Annotated in this window: 14 protein-coding genes and 1 other RNA gene; 7 read left to right on the top strand and 8 right to left on the bottom strand. The window is 30.8% G+C overall.

Going from position 1 to position 17,163, the window contains the following annotated elements; all coding sequences use genetic code 11:
• Positions 1–68: 68 nt before the first annotated feature.
• From QHG34_RS12160 to QHG34_RS12135, 6 genes are read left to right on the top strand one after another with little or no spacing between them, the layout of a single operon-like run.
• A complete protein-coding gene (locus QHG34_RS12160; RefSeq protein WP_282630473.1) occupies positions 69–1,094 on the top strand; it encodes an EpsG family protein in 1,026 nt (341 codons plus the stop codon).
• Positions 1,079–1,843, top strand: coding sequence for a glycosyltransferase family 2 protein (locus tag QHG34_RS12155; protein ID WP_282630472.1), 765 nt, complete (start codon positions 1,079–1,081; stop codon positions 1,841–1,843). Before QHG34_RS12160 ends, QHG34_RS12155 begins: the two co-directional genes overlap by 16 nt.
• Positions 1,830–2,924 carry a glycosyltransferase family 4 protein gene (locus QHG34_RS12150; protein ID WP_282630471.1) on the top strand — a complete coding sequence of 365 codons (1,095 nt, stop codon included), beginning with the start codon at positions 1,830–1,832 and terminating at the stop codon, positions 2,922–2,924. The genes QHG34_RS12155 and QHG34_RS12150 overlap by 14 nt, the downstream gene beginning before the upstream one ends.
• A 9-nt stretch (positions 2,925–2,933) precedes the next feature.
• Positions 2,934–3,719 carry a polysaccharide biosynthesis/export family protein gene (locus QHG34_RS12145; RefSeq protein ID WP_282630470.1) on the top strand — a complete coding sequence of 262 codons (786 nt, stop codon included), beginning with the start codon at positions 2,934–2,936 and terminating at the stop codon, positions 3,717–3,719.
• Positions 3,719–6,202 carry a polysaccharide biosynthesis tyrosine autokinase gene (locus tag QHG34_RS12140; RefSeq protein WP_282630469.1) on the top strand — a complete coding sequence of 828 codons (2,484 nt, stop codon included), beginning with the start codon at positions 3,719–3,721 and terminating at the stop codon, positions 6,200–6,202. Before QHG34_RS12145 ends, QHG34_RS12140 begins: the two co-directional genes overlap by 1 nt.
• Positions 6,203–6,207: 5 nt before the next feature.
• Positions 6,208–6,783, top strand: coding sequence for a sugar transferase (locus QHG34_RS12135; protein WP_282630468.1), 576 nt, complete (start codon positions 6,208–6,210; stop codon positions 6,781–6,783).
• A 54-nt stretch (positions 6,784–6,837) separates the two neighbouring features.
• Here the strand turns inward: QHG34_RS12135 and QHG34_RS12130 are convergent, their stop codons facing one another.
• The 4 genes from QHG34_RS12130 to glmM form a co-directional block, all read right to left on the bottom strand.
• Positions 6,838–8,466: an acyl-CoA carboxylase subunit beta gene (locus QHG34_RS12130; RefSeq protein ID WP_282630466.1), complete on the bottom strand. Its 1,629-nt coding sequence runs from the start codon at positions 8,464–8,466 to the stop codon at positions 6,838–6,840.
• Between the two features lie 63 nt (positions 8,467–8,529).
• A complete protein-coding gene (locus QHG34_RS12125) occupies positions 8,530–9,123 on the bottom strand; it encodes an acyl carrier protein phosphodiesterase (protein ID WP_282630465.1) in 594 nt (197 codons plus the stop codon).
• 74 nt (positions 9,124–9,197) lie between these two features.
• Complete coding sequence (locus QHG34_RS12120) at positions 9,198–10,571, bottom strand: tetratricopeptide repeat protein (protein WP_282630464.1); 1,374 nt, start codon at positions 10,569–10,571, stop codon at positions 9,198–9,200.
• Between the two features lie 91 nt (positions 10,572–10,662).
• Entirely contained in the window at positions 10,663–12,045 is a 1,383-nt protein-coding gene (gene glmM, locus QHG34_RS12115; protein WP_282630463.1) for a phosphoglucosamine mutase, read from the bottom strand.
• 123 nt (positions 12,046–12,168) lie between these two features.
• Here glmM and QHG34_RS12110 point away from each other — a divergent pair, with 123 nt between their 5' ends.
• On the top strand, positions 12,169–12,483 hold the full coding sequence (locus tag QHG34_RS12110) for a GlsB/YeaQ/YmgE family stress response membrane protein (RefSeq protein ID WP_282630462.1): 315 nt from the start codon (positions 12,169–12,171) through the stop codon (positions 12,481–12,483).
• 65 nt (positions 12,484–12,548) lie between these two features.
• Here the strand turns inward: QHG34_RS12110 and QHG34_RS12105 are convergent, their stop codons facing one another.
• The 4 genes from QHG34_RS12105 to ffs form a co-directional block, all read right to left on the bottom strand.
• Positions 12,549–13,115, bottom strand: coding sequence for an acetate uptake transporter (locus tag QHG34_RS12105; protein ID WP_282630461.1), 567 nt, complete (start codon positions 13,113–13,115; stop codon positions 12,549–12,551).
• Between the two features lie 213 nt (positions 13,116–13,328).
• Positions 13,329–15,173, bottom strand: coding sequence for a membrane protein insertase YidC (yidC, locus tag QHG34_RS12100; RefSeq protein WP_282630459.1), 1,845 nt, complete (start codon positions 15,171–15,173; stop codon positions 13,329–13,331).
• On the bottom strand, positions 15,151–16,803 hold the full coding sequence (locus QHG34_RS12095) for a CTP synthase (RefSeq protein ID WP_282630457.1): 1,653 nt from the start codon (positions 16,801–16,803) through the stop codon (positions 15,151–15,153). Before QHG34_RS12095 ends, yidC begins: the two co-directional genes overlap by 23 nt.
• An 81-nt stretch (positions 16,804–16,884) precedes the next feature.
• Positions 16,885–16,983, bottom strand: an RNA gene (ffs, locus tag QHG34_RS12090) — signal recognition particle sRNA small type.
• Between the last annotated feature and the right edge of the window lie 180 nt (positions 16,984–17,163).

The following is a 17,163-nucleotide window of genomic DNA, read 5'->3' as shown; positions in this document are numbered from 1 at the left end:
ATGGATTTTTATTAGTAGCCTCTATTTTAGAGTTCTCTAAGAAGGAAGTTAGCAAACAGCTGTATATATTGATCGTACTTATTATGGCTTTAACAGCTGGTTTGGGTTATGCATTAAGTCCAGACTGGTTAGCTTATTTTAAGACGTTCAGAATGCTTCCTGATGTTAGTTGGGGAGAATTTAGTCGTTTTGCTGAAATGGCTATTATGGAAAAAGGATTTCTTGGATTGAATAAAATTCTAGGAGATTACGGTTTTGATTTCGGAATGTTAACCTTGATAATAGCTTCAACTTCTTTAATTCTTAAATCAACTACTTTTTATAAATATGGAGGATTACCTTTTTTAGTCCTTTTTATTTATGCTATGCCTAATTTTTTGTTTGAAGAACATGTCCATATTCGTCAAGGATTAGCTAATGCAATTGCAATATACTCTATTCGATATGTTATAGATCGTAGTTTGATTAAATTTTTGATCTGTCTTGCTATTGGATATCAATTTCATGAATCTATTATCATTTTTATAGTTGCTTATTGGATTGCGCCAATGAAGTTTGATGAAAAATTTATTGGATGGCTTGTTGTTTTTGCTATTATAGGATTTTATACTGGTTTAAATTCTATTATAGAAGTTATCATGCAATATATGCCTATCGGAGCAGATAAATTTGAGAGTTATCAAAGTCAATTGTATGATCAAGGGGATGGTGTAGCTGTAGGTGATTTTGTTAAGATTATTTCAATTATTTCAATTATCCTTTATAATAAATACGCTGTTGAAGATAAACTATATTGTTATTTCAGAAATTTATTTGTTTTTGGAGTATTGCTTTATTTCTTTTTAGGAAAAGGAATATTCGGGGTTCGTTTGCCAGGATTTTATTTGGTTTTTTTAGGTTTAACAATTGGTCGATTAATTTATTCATTTAAAGGAGATAAGTTTAAGAGAAACTTTGTTTATTTAAGTTTCGTTTCATATACAGTGTTTTTACTCTTTTGGTTTCAGGTTAAACAAGCTCATAAATCAAATTTTAGTAACTATACTACTTTTTTAAGTAAAGAAGCTATTTACGGATTATGGAAATGGGAGTAGAGTTAGAATTAGTATCAATTATAACTCCTTGTTATAATTCAGAGAAGTACATTACAGAAACGTATAACTCAATAAAGAATCAAGGATATAGTAATTGGGAGTGGATAATAGTTGATGATTGTTCGACAGATAATTCGGTAGAGATCATAAAATCATTTGATGATAATAAAGTTAAATTATTTCAACAATCAAATAATAAAGGAGCATCAGAAGCAAGAAACAAAGGATTAGAATTAGCGAAAGGAAGGTTTATTACTTTTATAGATAGTGATGATTTATGGCTACCAGATTTTTTGAATAAATCAATAGGTTTTCTAATAAATAATCAAGAGGAATTGGTTTATTCTAGCTATAAAAGAGTAGATGAAGAGCTAAATCCTTTGCTAGTAGATTTTGTAGCTATTGACAATATAGATAGAAATAGAATTTTATATAATTGTCCAATACCAATGCTAACTTCTGTATATGATTCTAAAAGAATAGGTAAAATACCTTTTCCTGAAGCAGAATTAAGAGAAGATCATGCGATGTGGATCGATTTATTGGAAAAGATAAAATATGCAAGAGCAATAGCTGAACCTTTAGCAATTTACAGAATTAGAAATAATTCAGTATCAAGAAATAAGTTAAAAATAGCTGTTAAACAATTTGAAGTTTATAGAAAGTATTTAAAAATGAACTTTTTTAAATCATCTTATTACACTTTTTTTTGGGCGTTAAATGGAATGAAAAAGTATGGAAAACTTTAAAATTTTAGATTATCTATACAATCTTAATCTTTCACCAATTTTTATTAATATTATTGGTGCATTCTTCGTCGGGTTAATTATTACGTTAATTTCTATCCCTAAAATTATTAGAATATCGTATAAAAAACAATTGATGGATGTTCCTGGTGAAAGAAGTTCTCATAGCATAAAAATTCCGACATTAGGGGGAGTTGCTTTGTTTTTCGGTATTGTAGTCTCTACTTCAATTTTTGCAACCGATTTAGGTGTTAATTATTCATTCTTTTTATCAGCAATTACCATTTTGTTTTTTATTGGTTTAATGGATGATTTACTTGTTGTTGCGCCTGATAAAAAATTATATGGACAGCTGATTAGTACAGTTTTAATCATCTTTGGTTCAGGAATTATGATTAATTCCTTTTCAGGATTATTTGGTATTTATGAAATTCCTTATTTTATTGGAGTTTTGTTGACACTTTTTGTCTTTGTTGTTTTGATTAATGCTTTTAATTTAATTGATGGTATTGATGGTTTAGCAACAGGCGTTGGTATCGTAATTAGCTTATGCTTTGTATTTATTTTTTATCGAATTTTTGATTATGGAATTGGAATTTTGGCGGTAAGTACAATTGCAGTTTTACTAGGATTTGGACGTTATAATTTGTCAAAAGAGTTAAAGATTTTTATGGGAGATACAGGATCTATGGTCATTGGGTTTATTCTAACTTTTATGGCAATCAGATTTTTGTATGTTAGTGAGGCATCAAATCTTGGCTTAAAAACAGCACCAGTATTGTTGTTATTTATTTTTGTTATTCCAATTTTGGATACAATAACGGTATTTTCTATCAGAATTTTGAAAGGAATAAGTCCGTTCACTGCAGATAAAAATCACTTACATCATCAGTTTTTAAAACTTAACTTCTATCATATACAAACCTCTATAATTCTAGTTGTTATCAATATTATTTTTATCCTGATAGGATATTATTTTAGAAATATTGAAATTAATAAACTATTTTTGATATTTATTCTATTATCAGTTAGTTTTGTAGTCTCATTAAGAGTTATTGTGAGTAATAAAAAGAAAGTAAAATAATCATATAATATGCTTAACTTAAAATCAACCTTATCCAAATCATTTATTCTAATTGTTATTTTTAACTTGTTTTCTTGTATCTCGTTGAAAGATGTACAGTTAATACAACCAGACTCTAATTTAAAATTAGATCAAAAAGGTAAAATAGCATTTACTAAACCTGTTTATCACATACAAAAAGATGATCAAATTTTGATCAATGTTTCATCTGCTTCGGGTGCTTCTATGGGAATCATGAGTGATTTTGTTAGTGGAGGAAATAGTGTAGAAGGAGGAAATGGTGTGTATGTTCGTGAAGACGGAGCTATTGAATTACCACGCATTGGTAAAATAAAATTAGAAGGTCTTACGATAGAAGAAGCGAGAAAGAAAATTCAGACTGAATTTTACAAGATTTATGAAGAAAAAGGAACTTTCATAGATGTTAATCTTGCTGGAATAGAATATACGATTGTAGGGGAAGCAAGTCAAGGTATATTTAGAGCTCCAAAGAAAAATGTTACTTTATTAGATGCTTTTGCGCAATCTGGATCAGGAAATATATATGCAGATCTTAAGAATGTACGTATAATTAGAACAGATTTAGATGGTACTAAACAAGTCTACGTAGACTTAACAAAAGAATCAATTATGAATTCAGAGTATTACTGGGTTCAGAATAACGATATCATCGTAGTTAATCCTCGTAAAGAAAAAGTATGGGGAATTGGACTAAATCCTTTAACTGTTGTGACTACTGTAATGGGAGCAATAGCTACAATTTTAGGTGTTTATTTATTCTTTGATAAAATATAATGACAGAATTAAATAATAATAAATCGAAAGGAAAGAAAACCTCTGACTTTATCGATGTAGAAAGGCTTATACCAAGGATATTAAATGCTTGGTATTTATACATTATTTGTATTTTAATTGCACTTGGAATTGCTTATTACTTAAATAACTATAAGTTCAATAAAATTTATAGTGCGAGTACTACTTTTAAGATTAAAGACAATAGTTCTGCTAATAATGCTTTAGCGTCAAACTCAATTAACTTTATTTGGGGAGGTAGTGCAAATAAAGTAGATGGATTATCCTATACTTTATCTTCGCGTGTTCACAATGAAAAAGTTGTAAAAAGAACAGAATCATATATTTATTATACAGAAGAAGGAAAACTTAAAAAATCGAATGTTTACAAGTTAGATGCTCCTTATAATGTTCATATTGATACTACTCACGCTCAAATAGCGAACGTAGAAGTATTGGTTGAACCAAAAGATAATCATTCTTTTTACTTTAAAATAGAAAATAGAGGAGGTTCGCTTTATAATTTTTCTAAAGATAGTATCATTAGAAATGCTGATCTTAACTTGCCAAAAGTTGCTCGTTATAATCAATGGATTGAGGGGAAAGACTATAAATTAATGGTTACAAAAACCCAGATTCCTTATTCTGAAAGTAAATTTAGTTTTAGATTAGTTCAACTTAAAGAAGCTACTGGAAGAGCAACACAAAACTTTAATGTAACAAATGCGTCTAAAATTGCAAGTATTATTTCAGTATCAAAAAATGCGGAAAGTTTAAACGAAGCAGTTGATTTATTAAATAATTCGGTTCAAGTTTTAATCGAAAATGAGTTAGCTGAAAGAAATTTATCTGCTTTTCAGACAAGAAAGTATTTGAAAGAAAGGATTGCTGATGTTAAAATTAAGTTAGATAGTGCAACTAATAATTTACAGCAGTTACAGAATAAAACAGGTGTTTATAACTTTGATACAAAAAAGGGGGATATTTTAGGTAAATTAACAGAGTTAGACAAAGAACGTATTGAAGTTGAAGAAAAAATTGCCGCTTTACATCGTTTGATGCCTAAGAAATCAAGTAGTGTTGATAATTTAATTGCGCTTAATATTGCAGGACTTGACGTGTCTTATTATATGACAAATGTTAATCAAATCGATGATCTAGAGAATCAAAGACAGCAAATGTTAAAAGTTTATAAATCTAACACTGATGAAATCAGAGAGATTGATAGACAAATAGCTAAAGCAAGAAATAATATTACAAATGTAGTTAACGCTCATTTACAAAAATTAAATACAGATTTAGCTCAAGTTAATGGTAAATTGTCTGAAAATGAGTTTAAAGCGAAAGATTTACCTTATGAAGAAATAGAATTCGTTGAGGCAAATAGAGGTTTTGAATTGAATAGTACATTGTATTCAAATTTAATTAATCAATTAAATACGACAGATTTATCTTTAGCATCAATTGTATCAGATATTTCTGTAATTGATCCTGCTAAAAATCAAAGCCAAGGATCTATTTACCCAGACCCAAAACGTAATTATTTAATTGCCTTAGCAATCGGATTCTTAATTCCTTTAATTTATGTGATTATTAAAGAGTTATTAGATTTTAAAGTACGTGTACTAAAAGACATTACTTCTCGTACGCATATTCCTATTGTTGGTTTAGTTGGTCCATTAGGAGATAATTCACCTTTAGTCGTAATTAATAATCCGAAGTCAGGAATTTCAGAGTCATTTAGATCGATACGTTCTAACCTTAAGTTTTTATACAAGAGCCCTGGTTTAGATGATAAGAACAAAACAATTTTGGTTACTTCCTTTATTGGTGGAGAAGGAAAAACTTTCAATGCAATGAATATTGCAAGTTCAATTGGGTCAATGGATAAAAAGACTGTTTTAATTGGATTAGATTTACGTAAACCAAAGATTTTTGACGATTTTAATATTAATAATAAAACTGGAGTTTCTGACTTTGTAGCAGGAGAGTTAGATTTAAATCATATTACTCAACGTACAATTCTACCTAATTTGGATATTATTACGGCAGGTCCAATTCCTCCAAATCCATCTGAATTAATTTTGAGTAACAAAATGGATCAGTTATTTGCTGAGTTGAAAGAAAAGTATGAATTCATAATAATTGATTCACCTCCAATTGGATTGGTTACGGATTCTTACGATTTGATGCGTCATGCTGATTGTACATTATACGTTATTCGTTACAATTATTCAGAGAAAAACTTTATTACGGCTATCTCTAATAAATACGATGAAGGTGAAGTGTCTAATGTCGGAATTATATTTAATGATTTCCAAATTAAAACTGGTTACGGTTATGGTTATGGATACGGTTACGGATATGGTTATGGATACGGTTACGGATATGGCTATGGATATTTTTCAGGTGATGAGGATTTTGATAATTCATCATTTGGTAAAGTTAAAAGGCTAGCTTCTCGAATTAAAAGTAAATTCTTTTAATTGAAATGATCTTAAAGAACATATTTGATTATATACTTGCATTAATCCTACTAATTTTTTTAGTGGGATTAATTGTTTTGTTAGTAATCGTAAGTTCTTTAGATACCAACCAGTTTGGTGTTTTTGTTCAAAATAGGATTGGACGTGAAGGTAAAACTTTCAAGATGTATAAAATTAGATCCATGAAAGGCTTTTCACAATCTTCAATCATAACAGATGAGCATCAGATTACAAAATTTGGAAAATTTCTTCGTGATTATAAGCTAGATGAGTTACCGCAATTATTTAACATCCTAAAAGGAGAAATGAGCTTTGTAGGACCTCGTCCTGATGTTGCTGGTTATGCAGATAAATTGATTGGAGAGGATAGAATAATGCTCAAAGTTAAACCTGGTATTACAGGTCCAGCTCAGTTAAAGTACAGAAAAGAAGACGAATTACTTTCAGAAGTTGATGATCCGATTAAGTACAATGATGAAATTCTTTGGCCAGATAAAGTCAAGATTAATGTAGAATATGTAAAGAATTGGAGTTTTAAACAAGACTTGATTTATATGTTTCAAACAATATTCAAAAAATAAAAAAGAGAATCCTAAATTGGATTCTCTTTTATTTTTAAAAATATTTTCGTTTTTCTAAACTTGAATAACACCTAAATTAAATTGTTTCTCAATCGGAGCATGATTCGCAGCTTCAATACCCATCGAAATCCATTTACGCGTATCTAAAGGATCAATGATACCATCTGTCCACAAACGTGCTGCCGCATAATAAGGACTTGTTTCATCATTGTATTTTGCTGTAATTTCGTCTAAAAGTTCTTGCTTTTTTACTTCATCAACTTCTATACCTTGCGCTTTCAATGTAGCTTCTTTGATTTGTAATAAAACTTTTGCCGCTTGTTCACCTCCCATAACTGCTAATTGAGCCGAAGGCCAAGCAGCAATTAATCTAGGATCATAGGCTTTTCCGCACATAGCATAGTTTCCAGCTCCGTAAGAATTACCAACAATAATTGTGAATTTTGGAACAACAGAGTTAGAAACTGCGTTCACCATTTTCGCTCCATCTTTAATGATTCCCCCATGTTCAGATTTAGAGCCAACCATAAAACCAGTCACATCTTGTAAGAAAACTAACGGAATTTTCTTTTGGTTACAATTCGCAATAAAACGAGTTGCTTTATCAGCAGAATCCGAATAAATTACGCCACCAAACTGCATTCCGTCTTTTTTAGACTTCACAATTTTACGTTGATTCGCCACAATTCCAACTGCCCAACCATCAATACGCGCATAGGTACAGATAATTGATTTTCCGTAATCAGGTTTATATTCATCTAATTCAGAGTTATCAACAAGTCTGTTAATAATTTCGTACATATCATATTGCTCCGCACGAGATTCTGGTAAAATACCATAAATTTCTTTTTCGTCTAAAGCAGGTTTTGCAGCTTCAATTCGATTAAATCCAGCTTTTTCATAATCACCAATTTTACCAACGATAGATTTTATTCTATCCAAAGCATCTTTATCATCTTTGGCTTTATAATCAGTCACCCCAGAGATTTCGCAATGTGTTGTTGCTCCACCTAAAGTTTCATTGTCAATATCTTCTCCAATAGCTGCTTTTACCAAATAACTTCCTGCCAAGAAAATAGAACCTGTTTTGTCTACAATCATAGCTTCGTCACTCATGATTGGTAAATACGCTCCACCAGCAACACAACTTCCCATCACAGCAGAAATTTGAGTAATTCCCATTGATGACATAATTGCATTATTACGGAAAATACGACCAAACATTTCTTTATCTGGGAAAATCTCATCTTGCATTGGCAAATAAACACCTGCACTATCCACCAAATAAATAATTGGTAATTTATTTTCCATCGCAATTTCTTGAGCACGCAAATTCTTTTTACCTGTAATTGGGAACCAAGCACCAGCTTTTACGGTCGCATCATTAGCAACAACAATACACTGTTTGCCAGAAATGTAACCAATTTTCACAACAACGCCTCCCGAAGGACATCCGCCATGTTCTTTGTACATTTCATCACCTGTTAAAGCTCCAATTTCTATGTTCGGTTTTTTTTCGTCCAAAAGATAATCAATACGTTCTCTTGCAGACATTTTACCTTTGCTATGCAACGCATCAATTCTTTTTTGACCTCCGCCAAGGTAAACTTGATTTAGTTTTTGACGAAGTTTAGAAAGTAATAATTTGTTATGATCCTCTCTTTTATTGAAAGTTAAATCCATTGTGGTTTTCTGTTTGTTTACAGCCCTAAACTAATGAATTTTATCGAATTCTTAAAATGAAATTTAGACTTGAGAGTTATTGAATACAAAGTTTTTGCAATGCAATTGTAATTGAGGAAAAAAAGTTAGAAAATCTTGTTCAAGCTTAGAATAATGTTCTTCAAATTCAGGAATGATTTGATGCAAATTATTTTCAAATTTTGCTCGACTTCCTATTCCTTTCAATGTTTTTTGAACACCTTCTATGGTAGAATAATTCTTGAACCAATCATATTTCAATAAATAAAAAATGGTTTCTTGTAATTTTTTTGGGAATGAATTGTATTCATTTTTAAATAATTGATAACAATCAAGTTTGAATTTTTCGAAAGGTGTGTCAGAAAAATCATTCCAATATTTAATCAAGAAGTAATCATAAATAACATCTATAATAATGGGAGCAAATTTATGTTGTGTATCGTGAAAATAGCTTGAACTTTGCTTGACAATTTCGTGAGAATCTGTAAATGTATCAATTGAACGGTGCAATAAAATTCCTTTCTGTATTTCCTCTGAAAAATCTAAATATTGTTTTCCTTTTACAGTTTCTCCAAGTAAATTCCCTATTTGAAGAGATTGATTTCCGAATGATAGATATTGATGTGCGACAAAGTTCATATAGAATAGTTGATATTTAAAGATACATTTATTTAATCAAATATGAAGTAACGTTAACATCAACAAAATGACTGTTATTCTTGGTTTAGATTTTCAATTTTATCAATTAAAATAGGATAATGTTCAATCATCGCGTCTTTAATATTTCGGTCCAAACTTAATGCATTTGCTAGTGCTTCTTTACCCAATTTGTTTTGATCTAATAGGTAATAAACATTACTTAATTGATAAAAAAATTCAGCACGATTAAAGTGTTTTAATGCTCCGCCTGTTATAACTGCTACAGCTTGTTCATATTCGCCTATTGCAATCAAAGTTTCAATATAAGCGTACCAAGAGTTAAAAACCAACGGTTTTAATTCAACTAATTTTACCAAACTTTTTATAGCTTCCTCAAACTTCATTAATTTTAAAAAATAATAAGTTTGATTGGTATAATATTCAGGATTATTATCGTCTAATTCTATTGCACGCTGAATGTAATATTCAGCCTCATCTAAATTTCCTAATTTATCATACAAAGATGCAGATTTTGCCCAAACTTTATCTAATTGCGGATCCTCTTTGATAGCTATATGATATGATTTTAAAGCTTTTTGAGGTTTTTCTAACTTTTCGTATAATTCACCAATTTTAAGATGTGTTACAGCTGGTGAATCGTCATATTCTAATGTTTCTTCTAAAGTTTCAATCGCTTGATTGTAATCGCCTAACTCTTCTAATGAAGCAGCTTTATTAGAGTGTCCTGCAATAGAATTAGGATTGATAGCAATTACATAATCTAATGCATTTATAGCTTCGGCGTACATTTTTTTATGATTATACAATAAGCCAAGTTGTAACCAAGCAACTTCCGAATATGGATTATCGTCTATAAAATCTTTTAGAAAATCAATACAGTCATCAGGATTATGAATTTCTTCGTAACATTGAATAATAGAGTAGAAGGAATAATCGTTTTCAGGATTGTATTTTAGTGCTTTTTTAAAAGCAATCAAAGCAGAATGAACTTCATCTAAATTCAAATATTCATTCCCGATACAATTGCAAATAAAATCAGTTTCTTCATCATCAATTAACAACGCATCTTCGTAAAAGCCAATTGCTTTTCTTGGCATATTTTTTAATCCCCAAAAGCGAGCTTGTACAAGCAGATAATCAAGTTCATTATTCGCTAAATCTTTTAACTCTAGAATTAGTTTTGCAGATTTTTTTAATTCATTTATAGTAAGAAGATATTCTATTTTTTTGATCTTGATTTCTAAATTTTCAGGATGCATTTTTTCCGCGAAATCCAATGCTCGTTTTGCATATTCGCTATCATTTACCTCTAGATAAAATTCAATAATTTCAACCAAATCCTCTGAGTCGTAATATTTATATTCACGATTATCAAGCATTTGCTCAAAACCTTCAATCAGTTCGTTATTAAAAAAATCTTCGTCCATATAATAGACTAATTTACAAAATAAAATGTGCAAAAATCATAACGAATTGTTAGAGTTTTGCACATTTGTTAAACACTTAAAACAGATTGTTTTAGATGATATTTTTGATGCTTTCGATCATTTTGTTAGCTAATTTATTGGCATTTTCTTCTGAAGTACTTTCAGTATAAATACGAATAATAGGCTCTGTATTTGATTTTCTTAAATGAACCCATTCTGTAGGGAAATCAATTTTAACTCCATCAACTGTATTGATTTCTTCGTTTTTGTAAACTTCTTGAATTTTAACTAATAATTCGTCAACGTTAATTTCTGGTGTTAATTCAATTTTCTTTTTCGCCATAAAATAAGCAGGATAAGAAGCTTTAATTTCAGAAACCGATTTATCTTGTTCTGCTAAATACGTCAAGAATAAAGCAATTCCTACTAAAGAATCGCGTCCGTAGTGCAATTCTGGATAAATAATTCCTCCGTTTCCTTCTCCACCAATTTTAGCGTCAACGTTTTTCATCTCAACTACAACATTAACTTCTCCAACTGCTGATGGCGAATATTTTTGACCATATTTCTCCGAAATATCGCGTAAAGCACGAGAAGATGATAAGTTAGAAACTGTTGCCGAAGGTGTTTTTGATAAAACATAATCTGCCACAGCAACCAATGTATATTCTTCACCAAACATTTCACCTTTTTCGTCAATAATCGCTAAACGGTCAACATCTGGATCAACAACAATTCCGAAATCAGCTTGTTCGTCAATTACTTTTTTACAAATATCACCTAAATGCTCTTTCAAAGGTTCTGGATTGTGAGGAAATTGTCCGTTTGGCTCGCAATACATATCGTAATGAATCACTCCTAAACGTTGTAATAACTTCGGAATTGCAATTCCTCCAGTTGAATTTACCGCATCAATTGCAACTTTGAAATTCTTTTCTTGAATTGCTTTTGCATTAACTAATGGTAAAGCTAAAATTTTCTCGATGTGTAAATCAATTGCATCGTCAAAAGTTTCATAAGATCCTAAATCATCAACTTCTGCAAAAGTATAATCATCTTTATCTGCGAAAGCTAAAATTTGAGCTCCGTCTGCTGCAGAAACAAACTCTCCTTTTGCGTTTAATAATTTTAATGCATTCCATTCTTTTGGATTGTGAGAAGCTGTTAAGATAATACCTCCATCTGCATGCAAATGTGTAACCATAACTTCAACTGTAGGCGTTGTAGATAAACCTAAATCAATAACATTAATTCCTAATCCTTGTAAAGTAGAACAAACTAATTGTGAAACCATTTGTCCAGAAATACGAGCGTCGCGACCTACAATTACTTTATATTCTGATTGATTTGATTGATTTTTTAACCAAGTTCCGTAAGCTGCTGCAAATTTTACAGCATCAATTGGAGTTAAATTATCTCCTGGTTTTCCTCCGATTGTTCCTCGAAAACCTGAAATTGATTTAATTAGAGACATAAATTTTATTTTTTATAGTGATACAAATCTACAAAATACAAAATTTTTTTCTTATCTTTTTGGAACGATTTTAGTTAAGATATATTTAACTATTTACAAACAACTTTAAAAATAATAATTATTATGATGACAACTGCATTTATTATGTTAGGTATCACAGGAGTTTGGAGCTTTTTGGTATACCTAGTATTTGGTTTGATTTGTGCTGGAATTGCGAAAGCTATTATGCCAGGGCAAGATCCTGGAGGATTTTGGGTTACAGCATTAATTGGTATTGTTGGGGCTTATTTGGGAGCATATATGCGTACGCTTTTAGGAATTTCTCATGATGGAGAAGTAAGTTTTTTTAGTCCATTAGATTGGTTATTCTCGATTATTGGATCATTAATTTTATTATTTATTTGGAAGAAGTTATTAGCTCCGATGTTTAATAAATAAATATTTATATCATGTATAAAAAAACCTTTATCAGTTTCTGATAAAGGTTTTTTGTTTAATATAATTTATAAAGGAAGAATTGTTTTTTCGTATTTCTGATTAATCATAATTGCAGAAGCTTCGTAAAAAGCAATAAAACCACAGACGATTCCTACCCATCCTGCAAAGTGTAAAATACTTTCACTTGCTGTAAAATTAGCTGCTGCAAGTAGAAAGAATAATATTGTTAATGAAGCAAATAATAGTTTACCAATTAAGTTTCCGTTCAACGTTTGTAGAAAATTAACTAATGTAAATAATCCCCACATTCCTAAATAACATCCCATAGCATTCCCGCCAGGTTTTTCTACTCCAAACATTGGCGCTAGCCACGTAAAAACCAATGTTAGCCAGAATGATCCGTAAGACATAAATGCAATACTACCAAAGTTATTCCCTTTTTTCCATTCCATAACACCAGCTATAAATTGTGCTGCGCCACCAAAAAAAATGCCCATTCCCATTATCATACTATTTACAGGAAAAAAACCTGCATTATGTATGTTTAGTAAAATAGTTGTCATGGCGAAGCCATATAGTCCTAATGGTCCTGGATTGGCTGCTTGATCTTTGATAGAGTGAATATTATCCATATATTTATTATTTTGAGACAATAATAATCTGAAAATAATAAATATCAAAAATTTTATTAATAAAAAGTGTACAACATACACTAATAAGTTAATTTTGTTGAATAAAGTTTTGGTAATCATTAGGTTTAAGTCTACTTAGCTTTGTCGTCTTAAATAAATAAAAAATCCGTTAATTATTATTAACGGATTTTTAAGATTTGAAATATGATTTAATTATTTCTTTTTATTTTTTTGTTGTTGCTCTTGCATTTCTTGTGCTTGTTTCATCATTTCTTGCATTTTCGAAGCAAACTTACCTGTCTTTTTAGGTTTCGTTTTATTTGTTTCAATGATTTGATGAATCTTCGCTTCGTGAATCATAAACTTCTTAATGTATAGTACAATGAAGATATTAATTGTATTCGAAACTAAGTAATACCAAGATAAACCGGATGCATAATTATTAAGGAATACAAAGAAGAAAACTGGCATTACATACATCATGTATTTCATGAATTGCATATTTGGCATTCCTTCTTGTTGCGGCATTTGGAAGTTGTCCATTGATCCTGAAATCTTGAAATAAACCATCATCGCAACAATATATAACATTGCAAAAATACTTAAGTGACCATTCAAGAATGGCACCCATTCTGGTAATTTGATTAGATCATCAAAAGCTGTTAAATCTTCTACAAACCAGAAAGGAACACCTCTTAAGTCAATTAAGTTAGGGAAGAAACGGAATAATGCATAGAAAATAGGAATTTGTAATAAGGCTGGTAAACATCCTGCAAGAGGATTGATACCTGCATTACGATAAATAGCCATCGTTTCTTGTTGTTTTTTCATTGCATCTTTCTGATCCTTGTATTTTTCGTTAATTTCATTCAATTCAGGACGAACAACTTTCATCAATGCAGATTGACGGTATTGTTTGTACGTAATTGGAGATAAAATAATTTTTACAACGATTGTCATCAAGAAGATTACCCATCCGTAAGTTATTCCTACAGAAGCTAACCATTTGAAGATATTTAAGAAGAAGAATTTATTTAACCAACCTAAGATTCCCCAACCAAAATCAATTAAGTTTTGGAAACCTTTGTCGTTATAATCTTTCAACATTTTATAATCCAATGGAATAAAATCCCAAGTGAATTTATAGTTCATCTCACTATTTTTTAACTCCATTTTAGAGTTTAAGTGATAATGTTTACTGTGTTCAGAGTCTTCTTTTTCTGTGTTAACAGAACCTCCTTTTGTTGTTTTGAAACCTTCTTCGTTAGAGAGTACAGTAGCAAAGAATTGTTGTTTGTTCGCTACCCAAGAAATTGCTTCCTCTTCTTCCCATTCGTCAGCTCCAAATAATTCGTACTCGATGTCTTTGTTCCCTTTGAATTGGAAATAGGTATGCGACCAATATTTTTCTTGATCTTTCCCTTTTTCTGTACTATATCCATCCATTGTCCAAGCTAAATCTACTTTGTTATCAGACGTAATGTTAGATAAACCTTGCGTTTTAACTTCGAAATCGATTCCATAAGAATCTCCTAATGTATAGATATATTGAATTTGACTATTTTGCGCATTGGCTGTAAATGTCACAATTGTATTGTTCGCATTTTTTTGTACTTGTGGAACAAATACTAAATCTGCAACATTAAGAACAGTTCCTTGTTTCGTTTTGAATGATAGATTGAACTTACTTGATCCATTTTTTACTAAATGTAAAGGATCCTTGTGCCCGTCTTTTTTCGCGTTATAAGCGTCATAACCAATAATTTGTACATCGGCAATTTGTGCTCCTTTTGGCGAAAATTTTACTTTAAGCTTATCATTACTTACTTCAACATCTTTTGCAAGTGTAGGATCTACAGCCTGAAAAGCTTGAGTGGAAGCTGCTTTGTTTAATTGTGCTTGCTTTTGTTCTTGTTGCTGTTTTTGAACTAATTCTTTCTTTTCAGCTTCGATTTGTTCTTCCGAAGGCTTATTCAAGAAATAGAAAACACCAAAAAGAATCGCAATTAAAATAAAACCAATCGTTTGGTTAAAATCAAATTTTTTCTCTTGTTGCATTTAATAAATCATTTTGTTTATTCAATAAAGAAGCTTCGATAAAACTTATAAATAAAGGATGTGGCGAAGCAACTGTACTTTTATATTCCGGATGGAATTGTACACCTATATAATATGGGTGTTCTTTATGTTCTAGAATTTCTACTAATTCTGTCTCAGGATTTTTACCAACTGGCATAAATCCGTTTTCTACGAATTCTGTATAATATTCGTTGTTAAACTCATATCTATGACGATGACGTTCTAAGATTTCTGATGAATTGTAAACTTTCTCAATTTTTGAATTAGGAGCTAATTCACATTTCCAATTTCCTAAACGCATTGTTCCTCCTTTGTCCGATACATCTTTTTGATCTTCCATCAAGCTAATTACCGGATGTGGAGTTGTTAAATCCATTTCTGCAGAATCTGCTTTTTCGTAACCTAAAACATTACGCGCAAATTCGATTGCCATAATTTGCATTCCTAAACAAATTCCTAATGTTGGAATATTATTTCTTCGTGCATAATTTGCAGCAATTATTTTACCTAAAATTCCTCGATCTCCAAAACCTGGTGCGATCAAAATTCCCGAAACTCCTTTCAATTGCTCTCCAACATTGTCTTCTGTTATATCGCCAGAATATACCCAACGAACTTTTACATTCGTTTCGCAAGTTGCAGCAGCATGTGTAAATGCTTCAGTAATTGATTTATAAGAATCGTGTAACGAAACGTATTTACCAACTAAAGCAATCTCGATTTCGTTTTTAGGATTTTTATGATTTGATAAGAATTTGTTCCAAACTGTAAAATCTGGTTCTTGATCAGTTGGCAAATCTAAGCCTTTTAAAACAACTTCGTCAAAATTTTGTTCATGTAATAAGAATGGAACTTCATAAATTGTATCAGCATCCATACTTTCGATCACATTTTCTTTGCGAACATTACAGAATTGAGCCAATTTAGCTTTTACATCTTTTGGTAAATGATGTTCAGTTCTAGTTACTAAAATATTAGCCTGAATACCACTTTCCATTAGTGTACGAACAGAATGTTGAGTTGGTTTTGTTTTTAATTCGCCTGCAGCAGCTAAATAAGGAACTAATGTTAGATGAATTACTAATGAATTATGTTCTCCTAACTCCCAAGTTAACTGACGAATTGTTTCGATATATGGTAAAGACTCTATATCTCCAACCGTACCTCCAATTTCAGTAATGATGATATCATAATCACCAGTATTACCTAATAATTTGATACGACGTTTGATTTCGTTTGTGATATGAGGAACAACCTGAACTGTTTTTCCTAAATAATCTCCACGACGTTCTTTTTCTATAACTGTTTGATAAATACGACCTGTAGTAACTGAGTTAGCACGAGATGTTGCGCGGTTCAAGAAACGCTCATAATGTCCTAAATCTAAATCGGTCTCTGCACCGTCTTCCGTAACGTAACATTCTCCATGCTCGTAAGGATTAAGTGTTCCTGGGTCTACATTTATATAGGGATCCAATTTCTGAATTGTTACTCTATATCCTCTTGCTTCTAGTAGCATTCCTAATGATGATGCTACAATTCCTTTTCCTAACGACGATGTTACTCCTCCGGTAACGAAAATGTACTTTGGTGCTTTGTTTGTTTCCATTGAATCTTTAAATCAATGGTTGCAAATTTACGAATAATTTATGGGGTAAAAAAAAGTGAAAGTGAATTTTCGAGAAATAAAAATAGGCAAGCGATCTACATCACACCGCTACGACCGTATACCTTTGCTACGTTCCCGTCCTGGAGGATTCAACAGGAGCTGGTTGTGTAGGACTTGCCTGATGCAAAGGTAAGAAAGTTTTGTAAAAATAAAAGTGTTTTGAAAAAACTTTTTACTTTTTATCCAATTTGTATTGATTTCTTCTTCATTCTGAAATGTTTATAATTGTATAAAATTTGAATAATCACTCCTATAAATCATATAAAATAAAGTATTATAGAATAAAGGATATAATTATCT

Origin of the sequence: Empedobacter sedimenti (assembly GCF_030005555.1) — a bacterium.
In the GTDB taxonomy this organism is placed as follows: Bacteria; Bacteroidota; Bacteroidia; order Flavobacteriales; family Weeksellaceae; genus Empedobacter; species Empedobacter sedimenti.
Note: the sequence above shows the minus strand (reverse complement) of the source record. Positions and strands in the feature narration are given on the sequence as shown.